Below are 17,706 nucleotides of genomic sequence, written 5' to 3'. Positions count from 1 at the left end.
GCGGCGGCGTGCCGGCCGCGTTCACGGCGTCGTCGCGGGCGGCGAACCGGAGGCGTTTCCGCCGTTCGCGGCATTCGGCGCCGGCGGCGCGCCGCTGACCGCGTTGCGCTCGTTTTCCGGCAGCAGCGCGAGGCGGTTGTACAGCGTTTTCAGGCTGATGCCGAGCGCCTTCGCGGTGCGCGGCTTGTCGCCGTTGAAATGCCGTAGCGACGCGACGATGAAGCGCTGCTGCGTATGCGCGAGCGTCGTGCCGATATGCAGCGTCATCGCGTTGTGGCGCACTTCCTCGCGCGGCGGCTGGCGGCGCGGCAACTGCAGTTCGATCTGCTCGTCGGCGAGGATGAACGCGCGCTCCAGCGCGTTGCGCAATTCGCGCACGTTGCCGGGCCACGTGTACGCGCGCAGCGCCTTCATCGCCTGCGTCGACAGGCGCTTTCTCGTACGGTGCCGCGCGTTCAGCCGCTCGACGATCTGCAGCGCGATGTCGCCGACGTCGTCCTCGCGCTGCCTGAGCGCGGGCACGTGCAGCGCGATCGGCGCGATCCGGTAGAACAGGTCCTCGCGCAGCCGGCCGCTGCGCAACGCCTCGACCGGATCATGGTGGGTGGCCGCGACGATCCGCACGTCGAGCGGAATCGCCTCGTGGCCGCCCACGCGCACGATCGTGTTGGTTTCGAGCGTGCGCAGCAGCTTGACCTGCAATTCGAGCGGCATCTCGGCGATCTCGTCGAGAAACAGCGTGCCGCCGCGTGCGGCTTCGAACATGCCCACGTGTTGCGCGACGGCGCCCGTGAAGCTGCCTTTTTCGTGGCCGAACAACTGCGACTCCGCGATGTCCTTCGCAATCGCGCCGCAGTTGACGGGCACGAACGGGCCGCGCCGGCGCGGGCTCATGTCGTGAATGAGCCGGGCGACGATATCCTTGCCCGCACCGCTTTCGCCGACCACCAGCACACTCACGCGGGTGGCGGCGACGCGCGACACTTTCAGCAGCAGTTCCTGAATTGTTCGCGAACGGCCGAACAGTCGCGTGCCGTCATCGTCGGATTTCGACATGGAGTATGACCGGGTTGGGAAGTTTTGACCGAATGCGTCGTGACCAGGTAAAAAATGACGTGGCACACGTCGTCTTTCACGTACGCAGGATACCTTTTATACCGATTCGCCGACATTGAATCTGGCAATGCGGCTTACGTCAGCAGATAGATTTATTCGATGGGTCGCGAATGGACGACATCGTTCTTCTATACTGCTAAGCACCTGTTTTCCCATGCAGGACAGCTTGTCTGTCCGTTCGTGTGCAGCGTTGAAGATGCCGTCTTGGGCCAGCGCACGTTCCCTTGTTTGGAAAAATGCATGCGTGGCGCTGGCCCCCCGGAAGGGCCGAGCGCCGCGTCATGCTCGTCGCGAATACGTCGCGTATTCGCTTCGTCGCCATCCTCGCGCTCGGCCCTTCCGGGGGCCGGCGCAAGCCCGTCATCAGCATGAACGGGCCCCATGACGTGCATTGCGCTGCACGTGTCGCGGTGCCGGCCGACGTACCTGCCGGGCCGCATTACAAGGAGTCTCGATGCCTTACGTCCTGATCGTCGAAGACGACGCCGATACGCGAACGATGCTGGCCACGCTCGCGCGCACGCAGCAGCTTTCGTGCGATACGGCGGCGACGCTTGAAGAAGCGCGCACGCTCGTCTCGACGCATACCCCCGATCTCGTGCTGTGCGACCTCGTGCTGCCCGACGGCAACGGGATGGAGCTGTTCGACGCATTGCCCAAGCGCGGGCATTGCGAAATGGTGTTGACCACCGGCCACGCGAGCCTCGAAACCGCGATCGACGCATTGCGGCGCGGCGCGACCGATTATCTGGTGAAGCCGCTCAACATGCAGCGGCTGAACAGCATCTTCGCGCGCGTGCCGCGCACGACCGCGCTGCACGAGGAAATCGCCGAACTGCGCTCGGAACTGCAGCGCCTCGGCCGGTTCGGCCGCATGCTCGGCAGCTCGCCCGCGATGCAGGCCGTCTACGACGCGATCGGCCGCGTCGCGCGCACCGAAGCGTCGGTGCTGCTCACCGGCGAATCGGGCACCGGCAAGGAACTCGCCGCGCAGACCGTGCACGACCTGAGCCTGCGCCGCCGCGGGCCGTTTCTCGCGGTGAACTGCGGCGCGATCGCCGCGAATCTCGTCGAGAGCGAGATGTTCGGCCACGACCGCGGCAGCTTCACCGGCGCGGAACGTCAGCACAAGGGCTTCTTCGAACGCGCGGACGGCGGCACGCTGTTTCTCGACGAAATCACCGAGATGCCGCTCGAGTCGCAGGTCAAGCTGCTGCGCGTGCTGGAGACCGGACGCCTCACGCGGCTCGGCTCGACGCGCGAGATCGACGTCGACGTGCGCATCGTCGCCGCGACCAACCGCGACCCGGAAGCCGCGATGGCCGACGGCAAGCTGCGGCCCGACCTGTTCCACCGGATCAACGTGTTCCCGATTCCGCTGCCGTCGCTGCGTGAACGCGGCGACGACATTCCGATGCTCGCCGACGCGTTCCTGCAGCGCTACAACGAAGAGACCGGCCGCAACCTGCGCTTCGCGCCGGCCGCGCGCGAAGCGCTGAAGACCTACGAATGGCCCGGCAACGTGCGCGAGCTGCGCAACTTCGTGCAGCGCGCGAGCATCTTCACCGACGCCGACGTGATCGACACGCTGCCGCCGCCGATCATGGACGAGCTGTCCAGCATGGTCGATTCGCATGAAGATCGCGTGACGGTGCCGTTCGGCACGCCGCTCGAGGAAGTCGACCGCAAGCTGATCCTCGGCACGATCGCGCAATGCGGCGGCGTGAAGGCGCAGGCGGCCGAGGTGCTCGACGTCAGCCTGAAGACGATCTACAACCGGCTCGCGCAACTGGAAGACGAAGCGGAGAAGCCGGATTCCTGATGCCGCTACGATCGCGTTCATGTTCCCGTTTCGGCCTCGCGGCGCGTGTCGCGTTCGAGGCGGCGGCGCATGCGTTCGACGTGCGGCGGGATCGTGCGTCGTTCGCGCAGGATCCACGGCAGGCCCGCGAAGGTGCGCACCACTGCACGTTCGCGGCGCAGCAGCGGCAGCATGCGCACCGTATGGCGCCACGCGGCGGCGGCCGGCCATCTGAGCCACGCGGTCCACACCGCGTTGCGCGCGGCGGTGCGCGCACGTGCCGGCCGGTCGCGCCGCGTCGACGGGTAGTGATGGACCGTCAGTCCCGGCGCATACACGAGCCAGTGGCCGGCGCGCGTCAGATCGAGCGCGAGCAGCGCTTCCTCGCCGCCGAGGAAGTAGCGCGGATGGTAGCCGCCCGCGCGCACGAACGCGTCGCGCCGGAACGCGGTCGCGCCGGCCAGCAGCCCGAGGATCGGGCGGCCCGGCAGCGCGACGGGCGCGTCGAGCGGGCTGTCGGCCATCAGCCGGCAGGTCGGGTCCTCGCGTTCGTCGGGGCCCACCAGCACGCGCGCGGTGACGGCCGCGACGTGCGGATACGCGTCGAGCAGGTTCGCCGCGTCGGCGATGGAGCCGGGCGCCCACCACGTGTCGTCGTCGCAGAACGCGACGTGGCGCGTGCGGGCGACGGCGACGCCGAGATTGCGGCCGGCCGCGCCAAGGTTGCCCGGCGCATGCACGAGCGCGACATGCGCAAAGCGTTCGCGGATCAGGGTGGCCGTCTCGGCGTCCGCCGCGTTGTCGACGACGACGATCGCCGGCCGGTCGGGCAGCCTGGAAAGATGGTCGAGCGTGCGCGCGAGTTCCGCGGCGCGCCGGCAGGTCAGCACGATGGCGGTCACGCGCGGCTCGCCCGGCGGCAGCGCGATACGGGCGGGCGTTACGCGGACGTGACGTCGCATTCGAGCCGCCAGATCATTTCGGGTTCGCGGAGAGCGGCGCGCATATGAGGCTCGAGCAGCGTGACCTGGCTGGCGTACGCGTCGACGGCGGCGGCTTTCGCGGCGGCGCTGTTCGTATCACCGCCGGCTGGCGTCGCGACCGGATGCGCGATCCAGCCACGCTCGCGCCAGCCGGCCACGCGCCTGGCCATCAGCCCGTCGATGCGGCGATAGGGCACGTCCTCGTAGAAGCGCCAGACGTGCGACGGATCGTCGTCACGCAGCAGCCACAGCATGGCCTCCTGCACCTGCAGGTGATCGCGATGGAACAGGCCGGCCGGCGCGAGCACGCCGAAGCCCGGGTACGTGTCGATCGCCGCGGCCACGCGTGTGGCGATCGCGGTCGACGTAGACGGTATGCCGTACTGATCGTCGAGGAAATCGAGCCACACGGGGTGTGCGTCGAGCAGCGCCAGCGCGCGGCGGTCTTCGTCGCGGCGCGCGCGCATCGCTTCGTCCGCGTGATGGAAGCCCGCGCGGCGATCCCACGGCGGTGCGGGCATGCCAGGCGGCGGCATCCCCGCGAACACGGTGACGACGATCGAGCCGGGCGCCTGCGCGAGCAGTTGCCCGCAACTGAAGACGGCATCGTCGAGATGCGGCGAGACGACGAGCCAGCGTGTCGGGTCGGGCATGGCGTGAAGATCTCCTTCGTGAGCGGCCGGGCCGCGGTTCCGGTCGGCCAGCATGTGCCGTGCCCGCCGGCGGCCGCCACGCCGGTCGCCGCCGACTGTCCCCGCAGGAGCGTGTTCGATGACTGAAATTGCACGACCGCAGGCCGGAAATTACGCAACGGCCGTGATGCTGGTCGCGATCGCGACCGTGCTGCAGACGCTCGCGATCCGGTTCGGCGGCGTGAATCTGCCGTTCGTCCTGTATTACCCGTTGCTCGCGGGCGCCGCGTGGGCGACGTCGTTCCTGTTCGGCATCGTGTCGACGGTGGTCAGCGGGTTGCTCGTGTGGACGCTGTTCCTGTCCGATCCGGCCGCCTATACGGCGCCGCTGCCCGAGCGGCTCGTGCAGCTCGGCACGTTCATGCTGATCGGGACGCTGGTGTGCGCGGTCGCGTCGCTGCTGCATCACACGCGGGTCACGAACGATCGTGCGCGCCGGCGCGAGGCGGGCGCGCGCCGCCAGCTCGAAGCCGTGCTGGGCGCGTTGCCACACGGCGTGATCGCGACCGATCCGAACGGGCGGCTCACCTATCTCAACGCGGCCGCGGCCGCACTCGTCGGCTGCCGGCCGGACGACGCGATCGGGCGGCCGGCGCGCGACGTGCTGCGGATCGTCGATCACGACGGCCGCCGCGTGCAGACCACGCCGCTCGATCACGCGCTCGGCGGCGCCGGGGCGACGTCCGACCGGCACTGGCTGCAGGCCGGCAGCGGCGAGCCGGTGCCGATCGTCGCGGTGGCGTCGCCGATCGGCGATGGGGACGGCAATCTCGACGGCGCGGTATTGCTGCTGCGCGATGCGGGCGCGGACCGCGCGCGCGTCGACGCATCGCGGCTTCAGCATGCGATCGTCGAGGCGGCGCCGGACGCGATCGTCGGGATCGATGGCGACGGCCGCATTGCGAGCTGGAATCCGGCCGCGCAGCGGATCTTCGGCTACGACGAGGCCGATGCGCGCGGCCGCAGGTTCGATACGCTGATCGCGAGGCGCTGGCTGCGGCTCAATCCGCTCGCCGACGCGTTCGACGCGATGCACGAGCCGGTCGGGCCGCTCGAACTGCTGTGCGTGCGGCGCGACGGCCGGCGGTTTCGGGCGACGGTGTCGGCGTGCCCGGTGCAGGGCGACGCGCGGGCCAGCGTCGCGCTGTCGCTGACGCTGCGCGAAACCGGCGCGCAGCGTCGCCGCGACCTGCGTGCGCAGCGCTCGCTGCAGGGCGCGCGCGACGCACGCGACCAGGCCGACACGTCGAACCGGCTGAAGGACGAGTTGCTGGCCACGGTGTCGCACGAATTGCGCACGCCGCTGAACGTGATCTACGGATGGATCGAGGTATTGCGCAACTCGGGCGACCAGGCGTTGCAGCATCAGGCGATCGACGCGATCGACCGCAGCGCGCGTTCGCTTACGCGGATGGTCGGCGACATCCTCGATGCGTCGTCGCTCGCGACCGGCAAGCTGCGGCTCGACGCGACGCCGGTCGACGTCGTGCGGCTGTTCTCCGACCTGGTCGGCACGTTCCAGACGGCCGCGTCGTCGGCCGGCATCGTGCTCGAATTCGATTGCGGCGCAACCGCGTGCATCGTGTCGGGCGACGCCGAGCGGTTGCGGCAGATGCTGTCGAACCTGATCTCGAATGCACTGAAATTCACGCCGGGCGGCGGCAGCGTGACGGTCGGCCTCGCGCGCGACGAATCGCAGGTGGTGCTGACCGTCACCGATACCGGGCAGGGCATCGCGACGGAGTTCGTGCCATACGTGTTCGACATGTTCCGCCGCGCGGACGATTCGCCCGCGTCGCCGCGGCGCGGGCTCGGTCTCGGCCTGTCGATCGTGCGACATATCGCGGAGCTGCACGGCGGCAGCGTGATCGTCGCGAGCGCGGGCCGTGATCGCGGCACGACGTTTACGGTGACGCTGCCGGCCGGCTGGCAGCCGGGCGGCGCGATGGCGTGGAGCATCGTGCAGGCAGGCGGCCGCCGCGACGCGCTCGTGCTCGATACGCAGCGCATCCTGATCGTCGATGACGACGCGACCACGCGCGCGAGCCTGACGGCCGCGCTGACCACGTTCGGCGCGGCCGTCGCGATCGCGTCGTCGGGGCGCGAGGCGCTCGCGATGGCGGCCGACATGCGGCCGACGGTCGTGCTGTCCGATCTCGCGATGCCCGACGGAGACGGCTTCTGGCTGCTCGATGCGTTGCGGCGCGGCGCCCTGAACGGCGACAGCGGTCCATCCGACGTGCGCGTGCTGGCCGTCACCGCGCACGCGGGCCTGGCCGACGAGCGCCGCGCGCTGGAGGCCGGCTTCGACGGCTACCTGTGCAAGCCGGTCGACGTGCGCGAACTGGCACACAAGATCGCACACGTGACGAAGCGCGACGGCTGACGCACGTCGCGCGTACCGGCCGCGTCAGGTGGTCGGCGCCGGCCGGTTCTGCGTATGGACCTGCGCGAGCAGATGCGACGCGATTCGCGTGCTGCGCACGAGGTCGCCGGGCGTGTGGTGCGTGACCTGGCGCTGGATGAAGTAGCGCGCGGTGTGCGCGAGCCCGTTCGCGAACGTCGTCGTCGCGCGCCAGCCGAGCCGCTTCTGCGCGGCGGCGAGATTCGGCCGCCGCTGGCGCGGATCGTCGGACGGCAGCGGCCGGAACTCGATCGGCACGGTCGCGCCGACGATCCGCACGACTTCCCGCGCGACGTCGATCATCGCGATCTCGACGTCGCTGCCGAGATTGACCGGCTCGCTCGCGTCGCCCGGTTCGTCCATCAGCCGGATCAATGCGTCGACCATGTCGTCCACGTAGCAGAACGAGCGCGTCTGCTTGCCGTCGCCGTAGACGGTCAACGGCTGTTCCGCGAGCGCCTGCGTGACGAAGTTCGACACGACGCGCCCGTCGGCCGGGTGCATGCGCGGGCCGTACGTATTGAAGATCCGCGCGATCCGCACGTCGACCCCGTACTGGCGGTGATAGTCGGAGAACAGCGTTTCCGCGCAGCGCTTGCCTTCGTCGTAGCACGCGCGGATGCCGGTCGGATTGACGCGGCCGCAATAGTGCTCGTCCTGCGGATGCACGTCCGGGTCGCCGTACACCTCGCTCGTCGAGGCCTGCAGGATGCGCGCCTTCACGCGCTTGGCGAGGCCGAGCAGGTTGATCGCGCCGTGCACGCTGGTCTTCGTCGTCTGCACCGGGTCGCGCTGGTAGTGGACGGGCGATGCCGGGCACGCGAGGTTGTAGATTTCGTCGACTTCGACGTAGAGCGGAAACGTCACGTCGTGCCGTATCAGCTCGAAGTTCGGCGCATCGAGCAGGTGCGCGATGTTGTCCTTCGTGCCCGTGTAGAAATTGTCGACGCACAGCACGTCGTGGCCGGCGGTCACGAGGCGTTCGCACAGATGCGAACCGAGAAAGCCGGCGCCGCCGGTGACGAGGACGCGTTTTCGGTCGTAGCCCTTCATTACGTATTCTCCTTGCGGTGTGCGAGCACGCCTCGCGTGGTGGCGACCGGCGTGCGCCGGCCGGTGCCGGCCGACGTGCCGGCGCGCTGCGCGTGGGCGACGTCGCGATAGATGTCGACGAGCCGGTCGGCGACGCCTTGCCAGGTGTAGAAGCGATGCGCGCGCAGGTAGCCGGCGCGGCCGAGCGCCGCGCACAGGTCCGGTTGCGCGCGCAGTTGCACGAGGCGCGCGGCCAGCGCGGCCGGGTCGCGCGGCGGCACGAGATAGCCGGTCGTGCCGTCGTCGACCGTCGTGCGGATGCCGCCCACGTCGCTGCCGATCACCGCCGTCGCGCACGCCATCGCCTCGACCGGCGTGATGCCGAACGGCTCGTACCACGGCGTCGTCACGAACACGTCGGCCGCGCTGTAGTACAGGTGCAGCGCGTCGCGATCGCGCCGGCCGACGAAGGTCACGCGGTTCGCGATGCCGAGTTCGTGCGCGAACGCGGCGAGCCGCGCGAGTTCCGGGTCGCGCGCGGGGTCGGGCGTCGCCTGGCTGCCGCCGACCACGTACAGGTGGGTCGGCCGCTGCGGGTCGCGCGGCATGCGTGCGAGCGCGTCGATCACGGTGTCGATGCCCTTGCGCGGCACGAGGCGCCCCAGTTGCAGCATGACGAACGCGTCCTGCGGCCAGCCGAGCCGCGCGCGCGCATCGACGCGCGGCACCGGCCGGAATTCCCGCGCGTCGAAGCCGCACGGCACGATCTCGATGCGCGCGGTATCGGCGCGATAGTGCGTCGTCAGGTCCAGCGCATCCTGCGGGCATTCGGCGATCAGGCGGTCCGAGCGGCGCGCGAGCGTGTCCTCGATCGCGAAGCGCGCGTCGGGGAAGCCGTCGGCCGTGCCCTGGTGCAGCCGCCGCACGCGGCCGAGCGCATGGAACGTCGTGACGAGCGGGATGCCGAGCGCCTTTTTCACGCGCAGCGCCGCGTCGCCCGACATGAAGAAGTTCGCGTGCATCACGTCGACCGGATCGGGCTCGCGTCGCATTCGCGCGATCATGTACTGCGCGAACGGGCCCATGTACGGCAGCAACTGCTCCTTGGGCACGTCGGTCGGCGGTCCGGCCGGCACGTGGATCACGCGCATGCGCGGGCCGATCGGCACGACTTCCGGCAAATGCGGATTGTCGCAGCGGGTGTACACGTCGACGTCGAGGCCGCGCTCCGCGAGCTGCTTCGCGACGTTCGCGACGTAGATGTTCTGACCACCGGCATCGACGCCGCCGATCACCCCCAGCGGCGACGCATGTTCACTGATCAACGCGATTCTTTGCATGGTATTGCTCCCGGTATCGGGGCCGCGCACACGGGCCACCGTTGTCGGTGACCCGGCAATCGGCATGCCCGCTGCATTGCGGGGAAAACCGCTTCCCGGGGGGCCGAAAAATTTACAACGCGTTGGATGAAAGGGCGTCTGATCGCGGCATCCCGCTGGCATGCGGCGCACGCGGCGCGGCACGCGATTTGCGCGACCTCTGCTCACCCGCCGGCTCGCCCGGCCCGATGAAAAGGAGGTCACGATGAAGGTATTCCAGCTGCAAGCCCGCTCCCCGCGCATCCGCCATCAGCGCGCGATGCGCACCGGCATGGCGGTCGCGATCGCCGCGGCCACCGCATGCATGGTCGTCGCGCCGAACGCGGTCGCCGCCGGCGACGACGGCGCCGCATCGTCGTCGTCGCATTCGAGCACCGGCACGAAGATCCGCGACGCGACGATCACGACCAAGGCGAAGGCCGAGCTGGTCGGCACGAGCGGCCTGTCGGCCGGCGACATCCACGTGAAGACGCGGCACGGCACCGTGACGCTCACCGGCAGCGTGCCCGACGAGCAGCAGCGCACGCAGGCCGTCAGCGTCGTGAAGCAGGTCGACGGCGTGCAGGACGTGCGCGACCAGTTGACCATCCGGCCCAAATAACCGCGACGCGACCGTAACAGGAGTCCAGTGATGAACTGCATGCTCAAACCGGTCGGCGAACAGACGATCGTGATTACCGGCGCGACGAGCGGCATCGGTCTCGTCACCGCGCGCAAGGCGGCCCGGCGCGGCGCGAAGCTCGTGCTGTTCGCGCGCAACGAGGAAGCGCTGAACACGCTGTGCGAGGAAATCCGCCAGCACGGCGGCCTCGCGGTGCCGGTCGCCGGCGACGTCGGCAACGTCGAGGATCTGCAGCGCGCGGCCGCGGCGGCGGCCGACACCTACGGCGGCTTCGACACCTGGATCAACAATGCGGGCGTATCGATCTTCGGCACGGCGGCCCAGGTGCCGCTCGAGGATCAGCGCCGGCTGTTCGACACCAACTACTGGGGCGTCGTGCACGGCTCGCTCGTCGCGGCCGACCATTTCCGGCGCAAGAGCGATTTCCACGGCGGCGCGATCATCAACATGGGCAGCGAGGCGTCCGACGCGCCGGTGCCGCTGCAAAGCGCGTACGTCGCATCGAAGCACGCGGTGAAGGGCTTCACCGATTCGCTGCGGCTCGAGATGGAAGCCGATCACCTGCCGGTGTCCGTCACGCTGATCAAGCCGGCCGCGATCGACACGATGTTCGTGATGCACGCGAAGAACTACATGAACGTCGAGGCGAAGCTGCCGCCGCCGATCTACGACCCCGACCTGGTGGCCGACGCGATCCTGTTCGCGGCCGCGCATCCGCGCCGCACGCTGTTCGTCGGCGGCGCCGCCAAGTTCACGTCGGCGAGCGCGTACCACGCGCCGCGCCTGTTCGACCGCGTCGCGGCCACGCTGTTCTCGCGCGGCCAGCGCACGGTGCGCCCGGCGCGGCCGCGCGACGACAACGCGCTGTACGACTCGCGCCACGCGCTGCACGAGCGCGAAGGCATGGAGGGGCCGGTGCTGCGCAGCTGTGCGTACAACACGGTGGTGCAGCGGCCGAAGGTCGCCGGCGCGGTCGCGCTGGGCGCTGCGGCGCTGGTGTTTGCCGCGTTCGCGCGTGCGCGCCGGTCGTCCGCGTGATTTCGTTCATTTTCCAAGGAGGCGTTCATGACATCCCGACAACACACGGGCCACGAGTACAGCCACTCGCGCGCGCACGAAGGCGAGCGCACCCAGCAGGACCACGACAAGGGCGGGCACCAGACGGGGCACGGCAAGCCGCCGAGCCCGGTCGACGTGCAGAAGGCGCTGAAGGGAATGGACTATCCGGCCAGCAAGGCGGACGTCGTGCAGTGCGCGGAACGCTCGAACGCGGACCGCGCGGTGCTCGACATGCTGCGCAAGATTCCCGAGCGCGAGTACGACACGCCCGCATCGGTATCGAAGGAGCTCGGGCGGCTGATGTGAGCGTCGCCCATCGCGCCGCGTGCTCGCGCGCGCGGCGCATCCATCATGAGGAGCACGACCATGGCGATGATCGTCGCAGGCCGTTTCACGACGTTCGATGAAGCGGAAGGTGGGGCGCGTCACCTCTACGAGCGCGCGTTCGGGCCGGACGACGTGTCGATCTTCTTCCTGAACCCCGGCGGCCAGCACGCGCGCTTCCCGATCGGCGGCGACGTGTATGCCGACACCGCGGCGAAGCCCGGCGGGCGCGGCGCGATGGTCGGCGCGATCCGCGGGCTGCTGATCGGCATCGTCATCGGGTTGATCGCCTATGCGCTCGGCCTGCGCTACTGGTTCGTGCCGGCCGCCGCCGCGCTGGCCGGCGCCTATCTCGGCGCATTCGGCGGCGCGCTCGGCCGGATGCGCGGCGAGCAGGCCGAAGGCAAGGGCACGCTCGCGCAGAGCGAAACGGGCGTGATTCTCGCCGCGCGCGTGACGCCCGCCACCGCGACCGCCGCCGAAGACGTGTTGCGCGCGACCGGCGCGAAGTCGATCGAGCGCGTCGAAGGCGACTGGCAGGACGGCGAATGGCGCGATTTCGATCCGGTACGCCGGCCCGACGAAGCCCCGTCCGGCGGCCCCCGCTGACGACGCCGTTTTTCCAGACGCTTGCAACGTCAACCCTGAAAACACGGCCGCCGTGCGCGGGCCGGCGTGCGCCGCGCGCGGCACGCCGTTTGCGCAGCATCGGCGGCACCCGTTCAAGGAGGAACCCCATGACCACTGCACAGACGCCGCCACCGCAGAAACAGACGCATCAGCCGGGCACCGAGCGCGACATGCATCCGAAGCCGCGCGACGAAGCGGCCGACTACGTGGGCAGCGGCAAGCTTGCCGGCAAGGTCGCGCTCGTGACGGGCGGCGACAGCGGGATCGGCCGCGCCGTGGCGATCGGTTTCGCGAAGGAGGGCGCGGACGTCGCGATCGTCTACCTGAAGGAATCCGACGACGCCGCGCATACCCGGCAACTGATCGAGCAGACCGGCCGACGCTGCGAGGCGATCGCCTGCGACGTCGGCGATCGCCGGCAGGCGCACGACGCGGTGGCCCGCACGGTCGAACGCCTCGGCCGGCTCGACGTGCTCGTGAACAACGCAGGCGAGCAGCATCCGCAGCCGGGCATCGAGGACGTGTCCGAGGAACAGCTCGAACGCACGTTCCGCACCAACGTGTACGGAATGTTCTTCTGCACGCAGGCCGCGCTGCCGCACATGAAGGCGGGCGGTCGCATCGTCAACACGGCGTCGGTCACCGCGTATCACGGCAGCCCGAAACTGCCCGACTACTCGGCGACCAAGGGCGCGATCGTCGCGTTCACGCGGTCGCTGTCGATCGAACTGGCCGAACGCGACATCCGCGTGAACGCGGTCGCGCCGGGGCCGATCTGGACGCCGCTGATTCCGTCGACGTTCACGCCCGAGCAGGTCGCGAAATTCGGCTCGAACGTGCCGCTCAAGCGGCCGGGGCAACCGGACGAACTGATCGACTGCTACGTGCTGCTCGCGTCGGCAGGCGCGAGCTACATGACCGGGCAGACGCTGCACCCGAACGGCGGCTCGATCGTCGGCGGTTGATGGCCGTTTCCACGCAAGCACCAGGAGAAAGCTGATGAGACAACCCAACTGGACGATCGCGGCGCTCGCCGCCGGCGTGCTCGCCGTGTCGGGGCTCGCCCGCGCGCAGATGCCGAGCGAGCCGCCCGCATCGAATTCGCACGTGCCGGGCGGCGTGATCAACCCGTCGTCGGGCGCGGGCGCCGCCGGCGACCCCGGCATCGCGAAAGCGCCGAAGGGCGCCGATGCGGAGTTCGTCGACAAGGCCGCGATGGCCGGCAAGGCGGAAGTGCAGGCCAGCCAGCTCGCGCTGAAGCAGGCGCAGTCGGCGGACGTGCGGGCATTCGCGAAACGGATGGTAGCGGATCATGGCAAGGCGAACGCGAAGCTCACCGAGCTCGCCGCGCGCAAGGGCATGAAGCCGCAGGTCGAACAGATCTCGGACCCTGACGTCGAGGCGCTGCGCGGCAAGAGCGGGCACGACTTCGACACCGCGTATCTCGCGGCGGCCGGCCCCGACGCGCACCAGAAGGCGGTCGCGTTGTTCGAGGACGAAGCGCGCGACGGCAAGGACGCGCAATTGCGCGCATTCGCCAAATCCACGCTGCCGACGCTCAAGCATCACCTGAGCATGGCGCAGACGCTCGCACGCAAGGTGGGCGCGCAATAACGCGCGCCCGGTTCCACCCCTGGGCCGCACGGGCGGCCCGCTTTTTCGGAGAAGCAGTCATGGCCCAACGGCAATCGAAGCACGAAGGTATCCTCGAACTGCTCTGCCAGGCATACGAGACCGAGCTTGGCGGCGCGCAGATCTACGAGGCCGCGCTCCAGTGCGCGACCGACGAGGACCTGCACAAGGAATGGGAGAAGTACCATCGCGAGACGCTGCACCACCAGGAGGTGCTGCGCAACGTATTCGCCGCGCTCGGCCTCGATCCCGATGCGCAATCGCCGGGGCGCGCCGCGGTGGCCGCCACCGGCAAGTCGCTGGTGCAGGTGATCGAGCAGGCGAAGAAGCAGGCCGACCCGGCGGTCGCGCAGGTGGTCGCGGCCGAGTGCGTGGTGCTCGCCGAAACCAAGGATCACCTGAACTGGGAGCTGATCGGCTATGCGGCCGACCAGCTGCCCGACAGCGACGCGGCGAAGGCGCTGAAGGCCGCGCACGACGAGGTGGAGGCCGACGAGGATCATCACCTGTATCACACGCGTGGCTGGGCGCGCGAGATGTGGATCGAGTCGATGGGCTTCAAGGCGGTGCTGCCGCCGCCGGAGGAAGTGAAGAAGGTGGAGTCCGCCGCGGATGCGGCACGTGCCGAGCGCTCGCGCGGCAAGATGATGTAACGCCCCGGGCAGGCGGGCGGCGCGGCTGCCCGCCTGCCGGTCGAGCCGGTTGCGTCCGCAACGGCTTTCATCCCGCTGTTTCGATCCTCACGTCAGCATGTCGACGATCATCGTCACCACCGACGCCGCCATCAGCGCGACCGCCAGCCAGCCGAACAGTTTGGATACCGGGCCGCTGCCGGGCCGGCCGGCCGCGTCGCGCTTTCGCGCGAGCAGCATCACCAGCACGAGCATCGGCACCGCCGCGACGCCGTTGAGCACGGCGCTCCAGTACAACGCGCGGATCGGGTCGATCGGGCTGAAGCAGATCGCGATGCCGACGATCACGCACAGCGCCAGCACCGTGTAGAACGCGGGCGCACGCCGCACCGGCTCGTTCAGCCCTTCGCGAAACCGCCACGCTTCCGCGCAGCCGTAGGCGGCGCTGCCCGCGAACGCGGGAATCGCGAGCAGCCCGCAGCCGACGATGCCGAACGCGAACACCAGGAACGCGGCTTCGCCGGCGATCGGCCGCAATGCCTCGGCGGCCTGCGCGGTGCTGCCGATGTCGTGCCGGCCGTGCGCGAAGAACACGGCCGCGCCGATCACCATGATGCAGAACGACACCGCGTTGGTGACGACCATGCCGGTCCACGTATCGAACGTGATGCGCTGCTCGGTCTCGCGGCGCGCGCCCGGCGCGCACGACGTATCGCCGTTGCGGCGCTCGGCCTGGGTTTCCTCGACCTCGAGCGCGGCCTGCCACACGAACAGGTAGGGGCTCAGCGTCGTGCCGAGCACCGCGACCGCGGTCGTCGCGTAGTCGTGCGTGAACGAAATGTGCGGCAGCGCGATGGCATGCAACAGGTTGCCCCAGTCGACGTGCACGAAGCCGAGTTCGATCACGTACGCGAGCAGCCCGAGCGTCATCCATTTGAGCCAGCGCGCGTAGCGCTCATAGGACATCAGCACCTGCAGCGCGAGCGACGCCAGGCCGTAGACCGGCGCATACCAGTAGCTGCGGCCGCCGACGACGAGCGCCGTCGCGTCGCCCATCGCCGCGAGATCCGCCCCGACGTTCACCACGTTGACGATCACGACGATCGCGATCAGCCCTTTCGCGAGGCGCTCGGAGAACATCTCGCGGATGCCGGCGACGAGGCCTTCGCGGTTGGTGCGCCCGATGAACGCCGACGCGAGCTGCACGGCGACCATCATCGGCAGCGTGACGACGATCATCCACAGCATGTTGAAGCCGAACTGGCTGCCGGCCTGCGCATAGACGGCGACGTTGCTCGGATCGGCGTCGGACGCGCCCGCGAGCAGCCCGGGGCCGAGCCGCCGATACCACGGTGTCGCGGCGGGCGGCGACGCCTCGGTCGCCGGCCGCGCGTCTTCGTCCAGTCCGCTCATTCGGCGTCCCCGTGCGACGGGCGTGCGCCGCCGTGGCGCCGCTCGCGCGCGAGCCGCGACGCGGTGCGCAGCGCGTCGACCAGCGTGCGGTACGCGTGTTCGCGGGAATCGGCGCCGCGCGTGCGCAGCACGTACGACGGGTGATAGGTCGCGACGACGATCCGGCCGTCCTCGGTGCGCACCGGTGCGCGCGTGCGCTCCAGCGTCGCGTCGTTGTCCTGCAGCACCGCGCGCAGCGCCGTCGCGCCGAGCGCGACCACCACGCGCGGCTGGACCGCTTGCAGCTCGCGTTCGAGCCAGTAGTGGCACGCGGCCACTTCGCGCTGCGCGGGCGTCTTGTGCAGCCGCCGCTTGCCGCGCGGCTCCCATTTGAAGTGCTTGACCGCGTTCGTCAGGTAGACGTGCGTGCGCTCGATCCCCGCTTCGTCGAGGGCGCGGTCGAGCATGCGGCCGGCCGCGCCGACGAACGGCAGGCCCATGCGGTCCTCCTGGTCGCCCGGCTGTTCGCCGACCAGCATGATCGGCGCGTCGACGGGCCCGGCGCCCGGCACCGGTTGCGTCGCGTGTTCCCACAGCGCGCAGCGGCGGCATGCGTCGAGCGTGGACGGCGCATCGTCGTCGGCCGGCGTCGGCGTCGGACGGTCGGGTGCTTTGCGGGTCATGCGGCGCCTCCGGCGCAGGCCGAAACAGCGGCGCGCCGCGATCGCGCGGAACATGCCGGCGCGCACGTGGTCGCACGCGCAGAGGGACGCAAACCGGACGCTTGAAACCGCATCGCGCGCATGAAGGACTCCAGGGTCGACGATGCGAAACATGCAGCAACCGGCATGCCGCATGCAGTCGGTATGGGCGCGCGCCTTGCGGCGCAAGCCGGTCCAACGACAGGAGAAGCACGATGCAACCCGATCCCGGCGACGATCCGGCCGCCGACGACGTGCTGCTGTGGCGCGCCCCCGACAGCGTGCCGCGCCGCCCGCGCCGCGTGCTGGTCGTCGACGATTATCGCGATGCGGCGGATGCGCTGCGCCTGCTGCTCGAGGCGCGCGGCTTCGAGTGCCGGGTCGCCGACGATCCGTTCGCCGTGTGCGACGTCGCGCGCGACTGGCAGCCGTTCGCGGTGGTGCTCGACATCGCGATGCCGGGCCTCGACGGGTTGCAGCTCGCGACGCTGCTGCGGCGCGATCCGCGAACGTCGGACATGCTGCTGGTCGCGTGCAGCGGGCTCGCATCGCGGCGCGATTGCGAACGGGCGAAGGAAGCCGGCTTCGACGCGCACTGCGCGAAGCCGTTGACGCCGCACCGGCTGCTGGGCTACCTCGAATCGGCGAGCGGCGGTGCTGCGAAGCCGGACGGGGACGTTACACGACCCTTGTAAAAAGGCGGGCGGTGCGCCGGGTGCGGCGCCGGCCACCGCGGCGCGAGGACAAAAAAACGCCCCGCGCGAGGCGGGGCTGTCGAACGGAGGCGCCGGCGAACCGGCGCGCGTCAGTGGGCGGTCAGTGACGGCCGCGCGTACGCGGATCGTCGAGGTCCTCGGTCGGGTCGGTCAGCCCGAGTTCGTCGCCGGCACTCCAGTACGGGGTGCTGCCGTAGAACTCGTGCAGCGGCTCGGCCCATTGCGGGTCGGCCATTGCCGGCCAGTGGTCCTTGTCGAACCCCGGCGCATTGCGGATCCGCTCGGACGATACCGACAGCAGGAAGCACTTGCGCTCGGTGTCGAGCGTCAGCGCGCTCCACGGAATCGCGTGCAGCTTGTCGCCGATGCCGAGAATGCCGCCGCTCGACAGCACCGCATACGCGATGCGGCCGGAGCGCACGTCGAGCATGATGTCCTTGATCTTGCCGACATCGTCGCCGTCGGTCGTATAAACCTTGTCGCCTTCCAGCGTATCGGCTGCCATCACGTCGGGGCCGGGGCCGGCCGCCGTCGCGGCGCCCTTGCCGATGATGCGGGTCTGACCTTGATCGGGAGTCTGCATGGTTTCCT

Annotated in this window: 18 protein-coding genes; 10 read left to right on the top strand and 8 right to left on the bottom strand. The window is 69.9% G+C overall.

What is annotated here, in order from left to right:
- Positions 1–21: 21 nt before the first annotated feature.
- On the bottom strand, positions 22–1,056 hold the full coding sequence (locus tag H0X90_RS24725) for a sigma-54-dependent Fis family transcriptional regulator (protein WP_006498369.1): 1,035 nt from the start codon (positions 1,054–1,056) through the stop codon (positions 22–24).
- A gap of 514 nt (positions 1,057–1,570) precedes the next feature.
- On the opposite strand from H0X90_RS24725, the gene H0X90_RS24720 reads away from it, so the two are divergent.
- Positions 1,571–2,938 carry a sigma-54 dependent transcriptional regulator gene (locus H0X90_RS24720; RefSeq protein WP_077189922.1) on the top strand — a complete coding sequence of 456 codons (1,368 nt, stop codon included), beginning with the start codon at positions 1,571–1,573 and terminating at the stop codon, positions 2,936–2,938.
- 17 nt (positions 2,939–2,955) lie between these two features.
- Here the strand turns inward: H0X90_RS24720 and H0X90_RS24715 are convergent, their stop codons facing one another.
- Positions 2,956–3,879 carry a glycosyltransferase family 2 protein gene (locus H0X90_RS24715; protein WP_077189921.1) on the bottom strand — a complete coding sequence of 308 codons (924 nt, stop codon included), beginning with the start codon at positions 3,877–3,879 and terminating at the stop codon, positions 2,956–2,958.
- On the bottom strand, positions 3,858–4,553 hold the full coding sequence (locus tag H0X90_RS24710; RefSeq protein WP_077189920.1) for a PIG-L family deacetylase: 696 nt from the start codon (positions 4,551–4,553) through the stop codon (positions 3,858–3,860). The genes H0X90_RS24715 and H0X90_RS24710 overlap by 22 nt, the downstream gene beginning before the upstream one ends.
- Before the next feature lie 118 nt (positions 4,554–4,671).
- Here H0X90_RS24710 and H0X90_RS24705 point away from each other — a divergent pair, with 118 nt between their 5' ends.
- A complete protein-coding gene (locus tag H0X90_RS24705; protein ID WP_077176116.1) occupies positions 4,672–6,978 on the top strand; it encodes an ATP-binding protein in 2,307 nt (768 codons plus the stop codon).
- 24 nt (positions 6,979–7,002) lie between these two features.
- Here H0X90_RS24705 and H0X90_RS24700 read toward each other — a convergent pair whose 3' ends face one another.
- On the bottom strand, positions 7,003–8,049 hold the full coding sequence (locus tag H0X90_RS24700) for a UDP-glucuronic acid decarboxylase family protein (protein WP_077189919.1): 1,047 nt from the start codon (positions 8,047–8,049) through the stop codon (positions 7,003–7,005).
- Entirely contained in the window at positions 8,049–9,368 is a 1,320-nt protein-coding gene (locus H0X90_RS24695; RefSeq protein ID WP_077189924.1) for a glycosyltransferase family 1 protein, read from the bottom strand. The genes H0X90_RS24700 and H0X90_RS24695 overlap by 1 nt, the downstream gene beginning before the upstream one ends.
- Before the next feature lie 244 nt (positions 9,369–9,612).
- Here H0X90_RS24695 and H0X90_RS24690 point away from each other — a divergent pair, with 244 nt between their 5' ends.
- The 7 genes from H0X90_RS24690 to H0X90_RS24660 all read left to right on the top strand — a co-directional run bounded on the left by H0X90_RS24690 (position 9,613) and on the right by H0X90_RS24660 (position 14,327).
- Positions 9,613–10,008 carry a BON domain-containing protein gene (locus tag H0X90_RS24690; RefSeq protein ID WP_077189918.1) on the top strand — a complete coding sequence of 132 codons (396 nt, stop codon included), beginning with the start codon at positions 9,613–9,615 and terminating at the stop codon, positions 10,006–10,008.
- Between the two features lie 30 nt (positions 10,009–10,038).
- Positions 10,039–11,067 carry an SDR family oxidoreductase gene (locus H0X90_RS24685; RefSeq protein ID WP_006498359.1) on the top strand — a complete coding sequence of 343 codons (1,029 nt, stop codon included), beginning with the start codon at positions 10,039–10,041 and terminating at the stop codon, positions 11,065–11,067.
- 27 nt (positions 11,068–11,094) lie between these two features.
- Positions 11,095–11,394 carry a DUF2795 domain-containing protein gene (locus tag H0X90_RS24680; protein ID WP_006498358.1) on the top strand — a complete coding sequence of 100 codons (300 nt, stop codon included), beginning with the start codon at positions 11,095–11,097 and terminating at the stop codon, positions 11,392–11,394.
- Positions 11,395–11,454: 60 nt separating this feature from the next.
- Positions 11,455–12,021: a hypothetical protein gene (locus H0X90_RS24675; RefSeq protein ID WP_077189917.1), complete on the top strand. Its 567-nt coding sequence runs from the start codon at positions 11,455–11,457 to the stop codon at positions 12,019–12,021.
- Between the two features lie 128 nt (positions 12,022–12,149).
- Positions 12,150–13,007, top strand: a complete 858-nt coding sequence (locus H0X90_RS24670; protein ID WP_006498351.1) for an SDR family oxidoreductase — start codon at positions 12,150–12,152, stop codon at positions 13,005–13,007.
- Positions 13,008–13,041: 34 nt separating this feature from the next.
- Positions 13,042–13,656 (top strand): DUF4142 domain-containing protein, encoded by a 615-nt coding sequence (locus H0X90_RS24665; protein ID WP_034203636.1) that lies wholly within the window; start codon positions 13,042–13,044, stop codon positions 13,654–13,656.
- Positions 13,657–13,715: 59 nt separating this feature from the next.
- Positions 13,716–14,327: a hypothetical protein gene (locus H0X90_RS24660; RefSeq protein WP_006498349.1), complete on the top strand. Its 612-nt coding sequence runs from the start codon at positions 13,716–13,718 to the stop codon at positions 14,325–14,327.
- Positions 14,328–14,414: 87 nt separating this feature from the next.
- On the opposite strand, the gene H0X90_RS24655 is transcribed toward H0X90_RS24660, so the two are convergent.
- Together H0X90_RS24655 and H0X90_RS24650 are read right to left on the bottom strand one after the other, a co-directional pair.
- Complete coding sequence (locus tag H0X90_RS24655; protein ID WP_077176119.1) at positions 14,415–15,719, bottom strand: NRAMP family divalent metal transporter; 1,305 nt, start codon at positions 15,717–15,719, stop codon at positions 14,415–14,417.
- Entirely contained in the window at positions 15,716–16,381 is a 666-nt protein-coding gene (locus H0X90_RS24650) for a UdgX family uracil-DNA binding protein (RefSeq protein ID WP_077176128.1), read from the bottom strand. Before H0X90_RS24650 ends, H0X90_RS24655 begins: the two co-directional genes overlap by 4 nt.
- Before the next feature lie 233 nt (positions 16,382–16,614).
- Here H0X90_RS24650 and H0X90_RS24645 point away from each other — a divergent pair, with 233 nt between their 5' ends.
- The gene (locus tag H0X90_RS24645; protein ID WP_058903682.1) at positions 16,615–17,094 is read left to right on the top strand and encodes a response regulator; all 480 of its coding nucleotides are present in this window, start codon (positions 16,615–16,617) and stop codon (positions 17,092–17,094) included.
- A gap of 121 nt (positions 17,095–17,215) precedes the next feature.
- Here H0X90_RS24645 and H0X90_RS24640 read toward each other — a convergent pair whose 3' ends face one another.
- Positions 17,216–17,698 (bottom strand): PRC-barrel domain-containing protein, encoded by a 483-nt coding sequence (locus tag H0X90_RS24640; RefSeq protein ID WP_006498342.1) that lies wholly within the window; start codon positions 17,696–17,698, stop codon positions 17,216–17,218.
- Between the last annotated feature and the right edge of the window lie 8 nt (positions 17,699–17,706).

Origin of the sequence: Burkholderia sp. 9775_39 (genome assembly GCF_015712225.1) — a bacterium.
GTDB classification, from domain to species: domain Bacteria; phylum Pseudomonadota; class Gammaproteobacteria; order Burkholderiales; family Burkholderiaceae; genus Burkholderia; species Burkholderia cenocepacia.
Note: the sequence above shows the minus strand (reverse complement) of the source record. Positions and strands in the feature narration are given on the sequence as shown.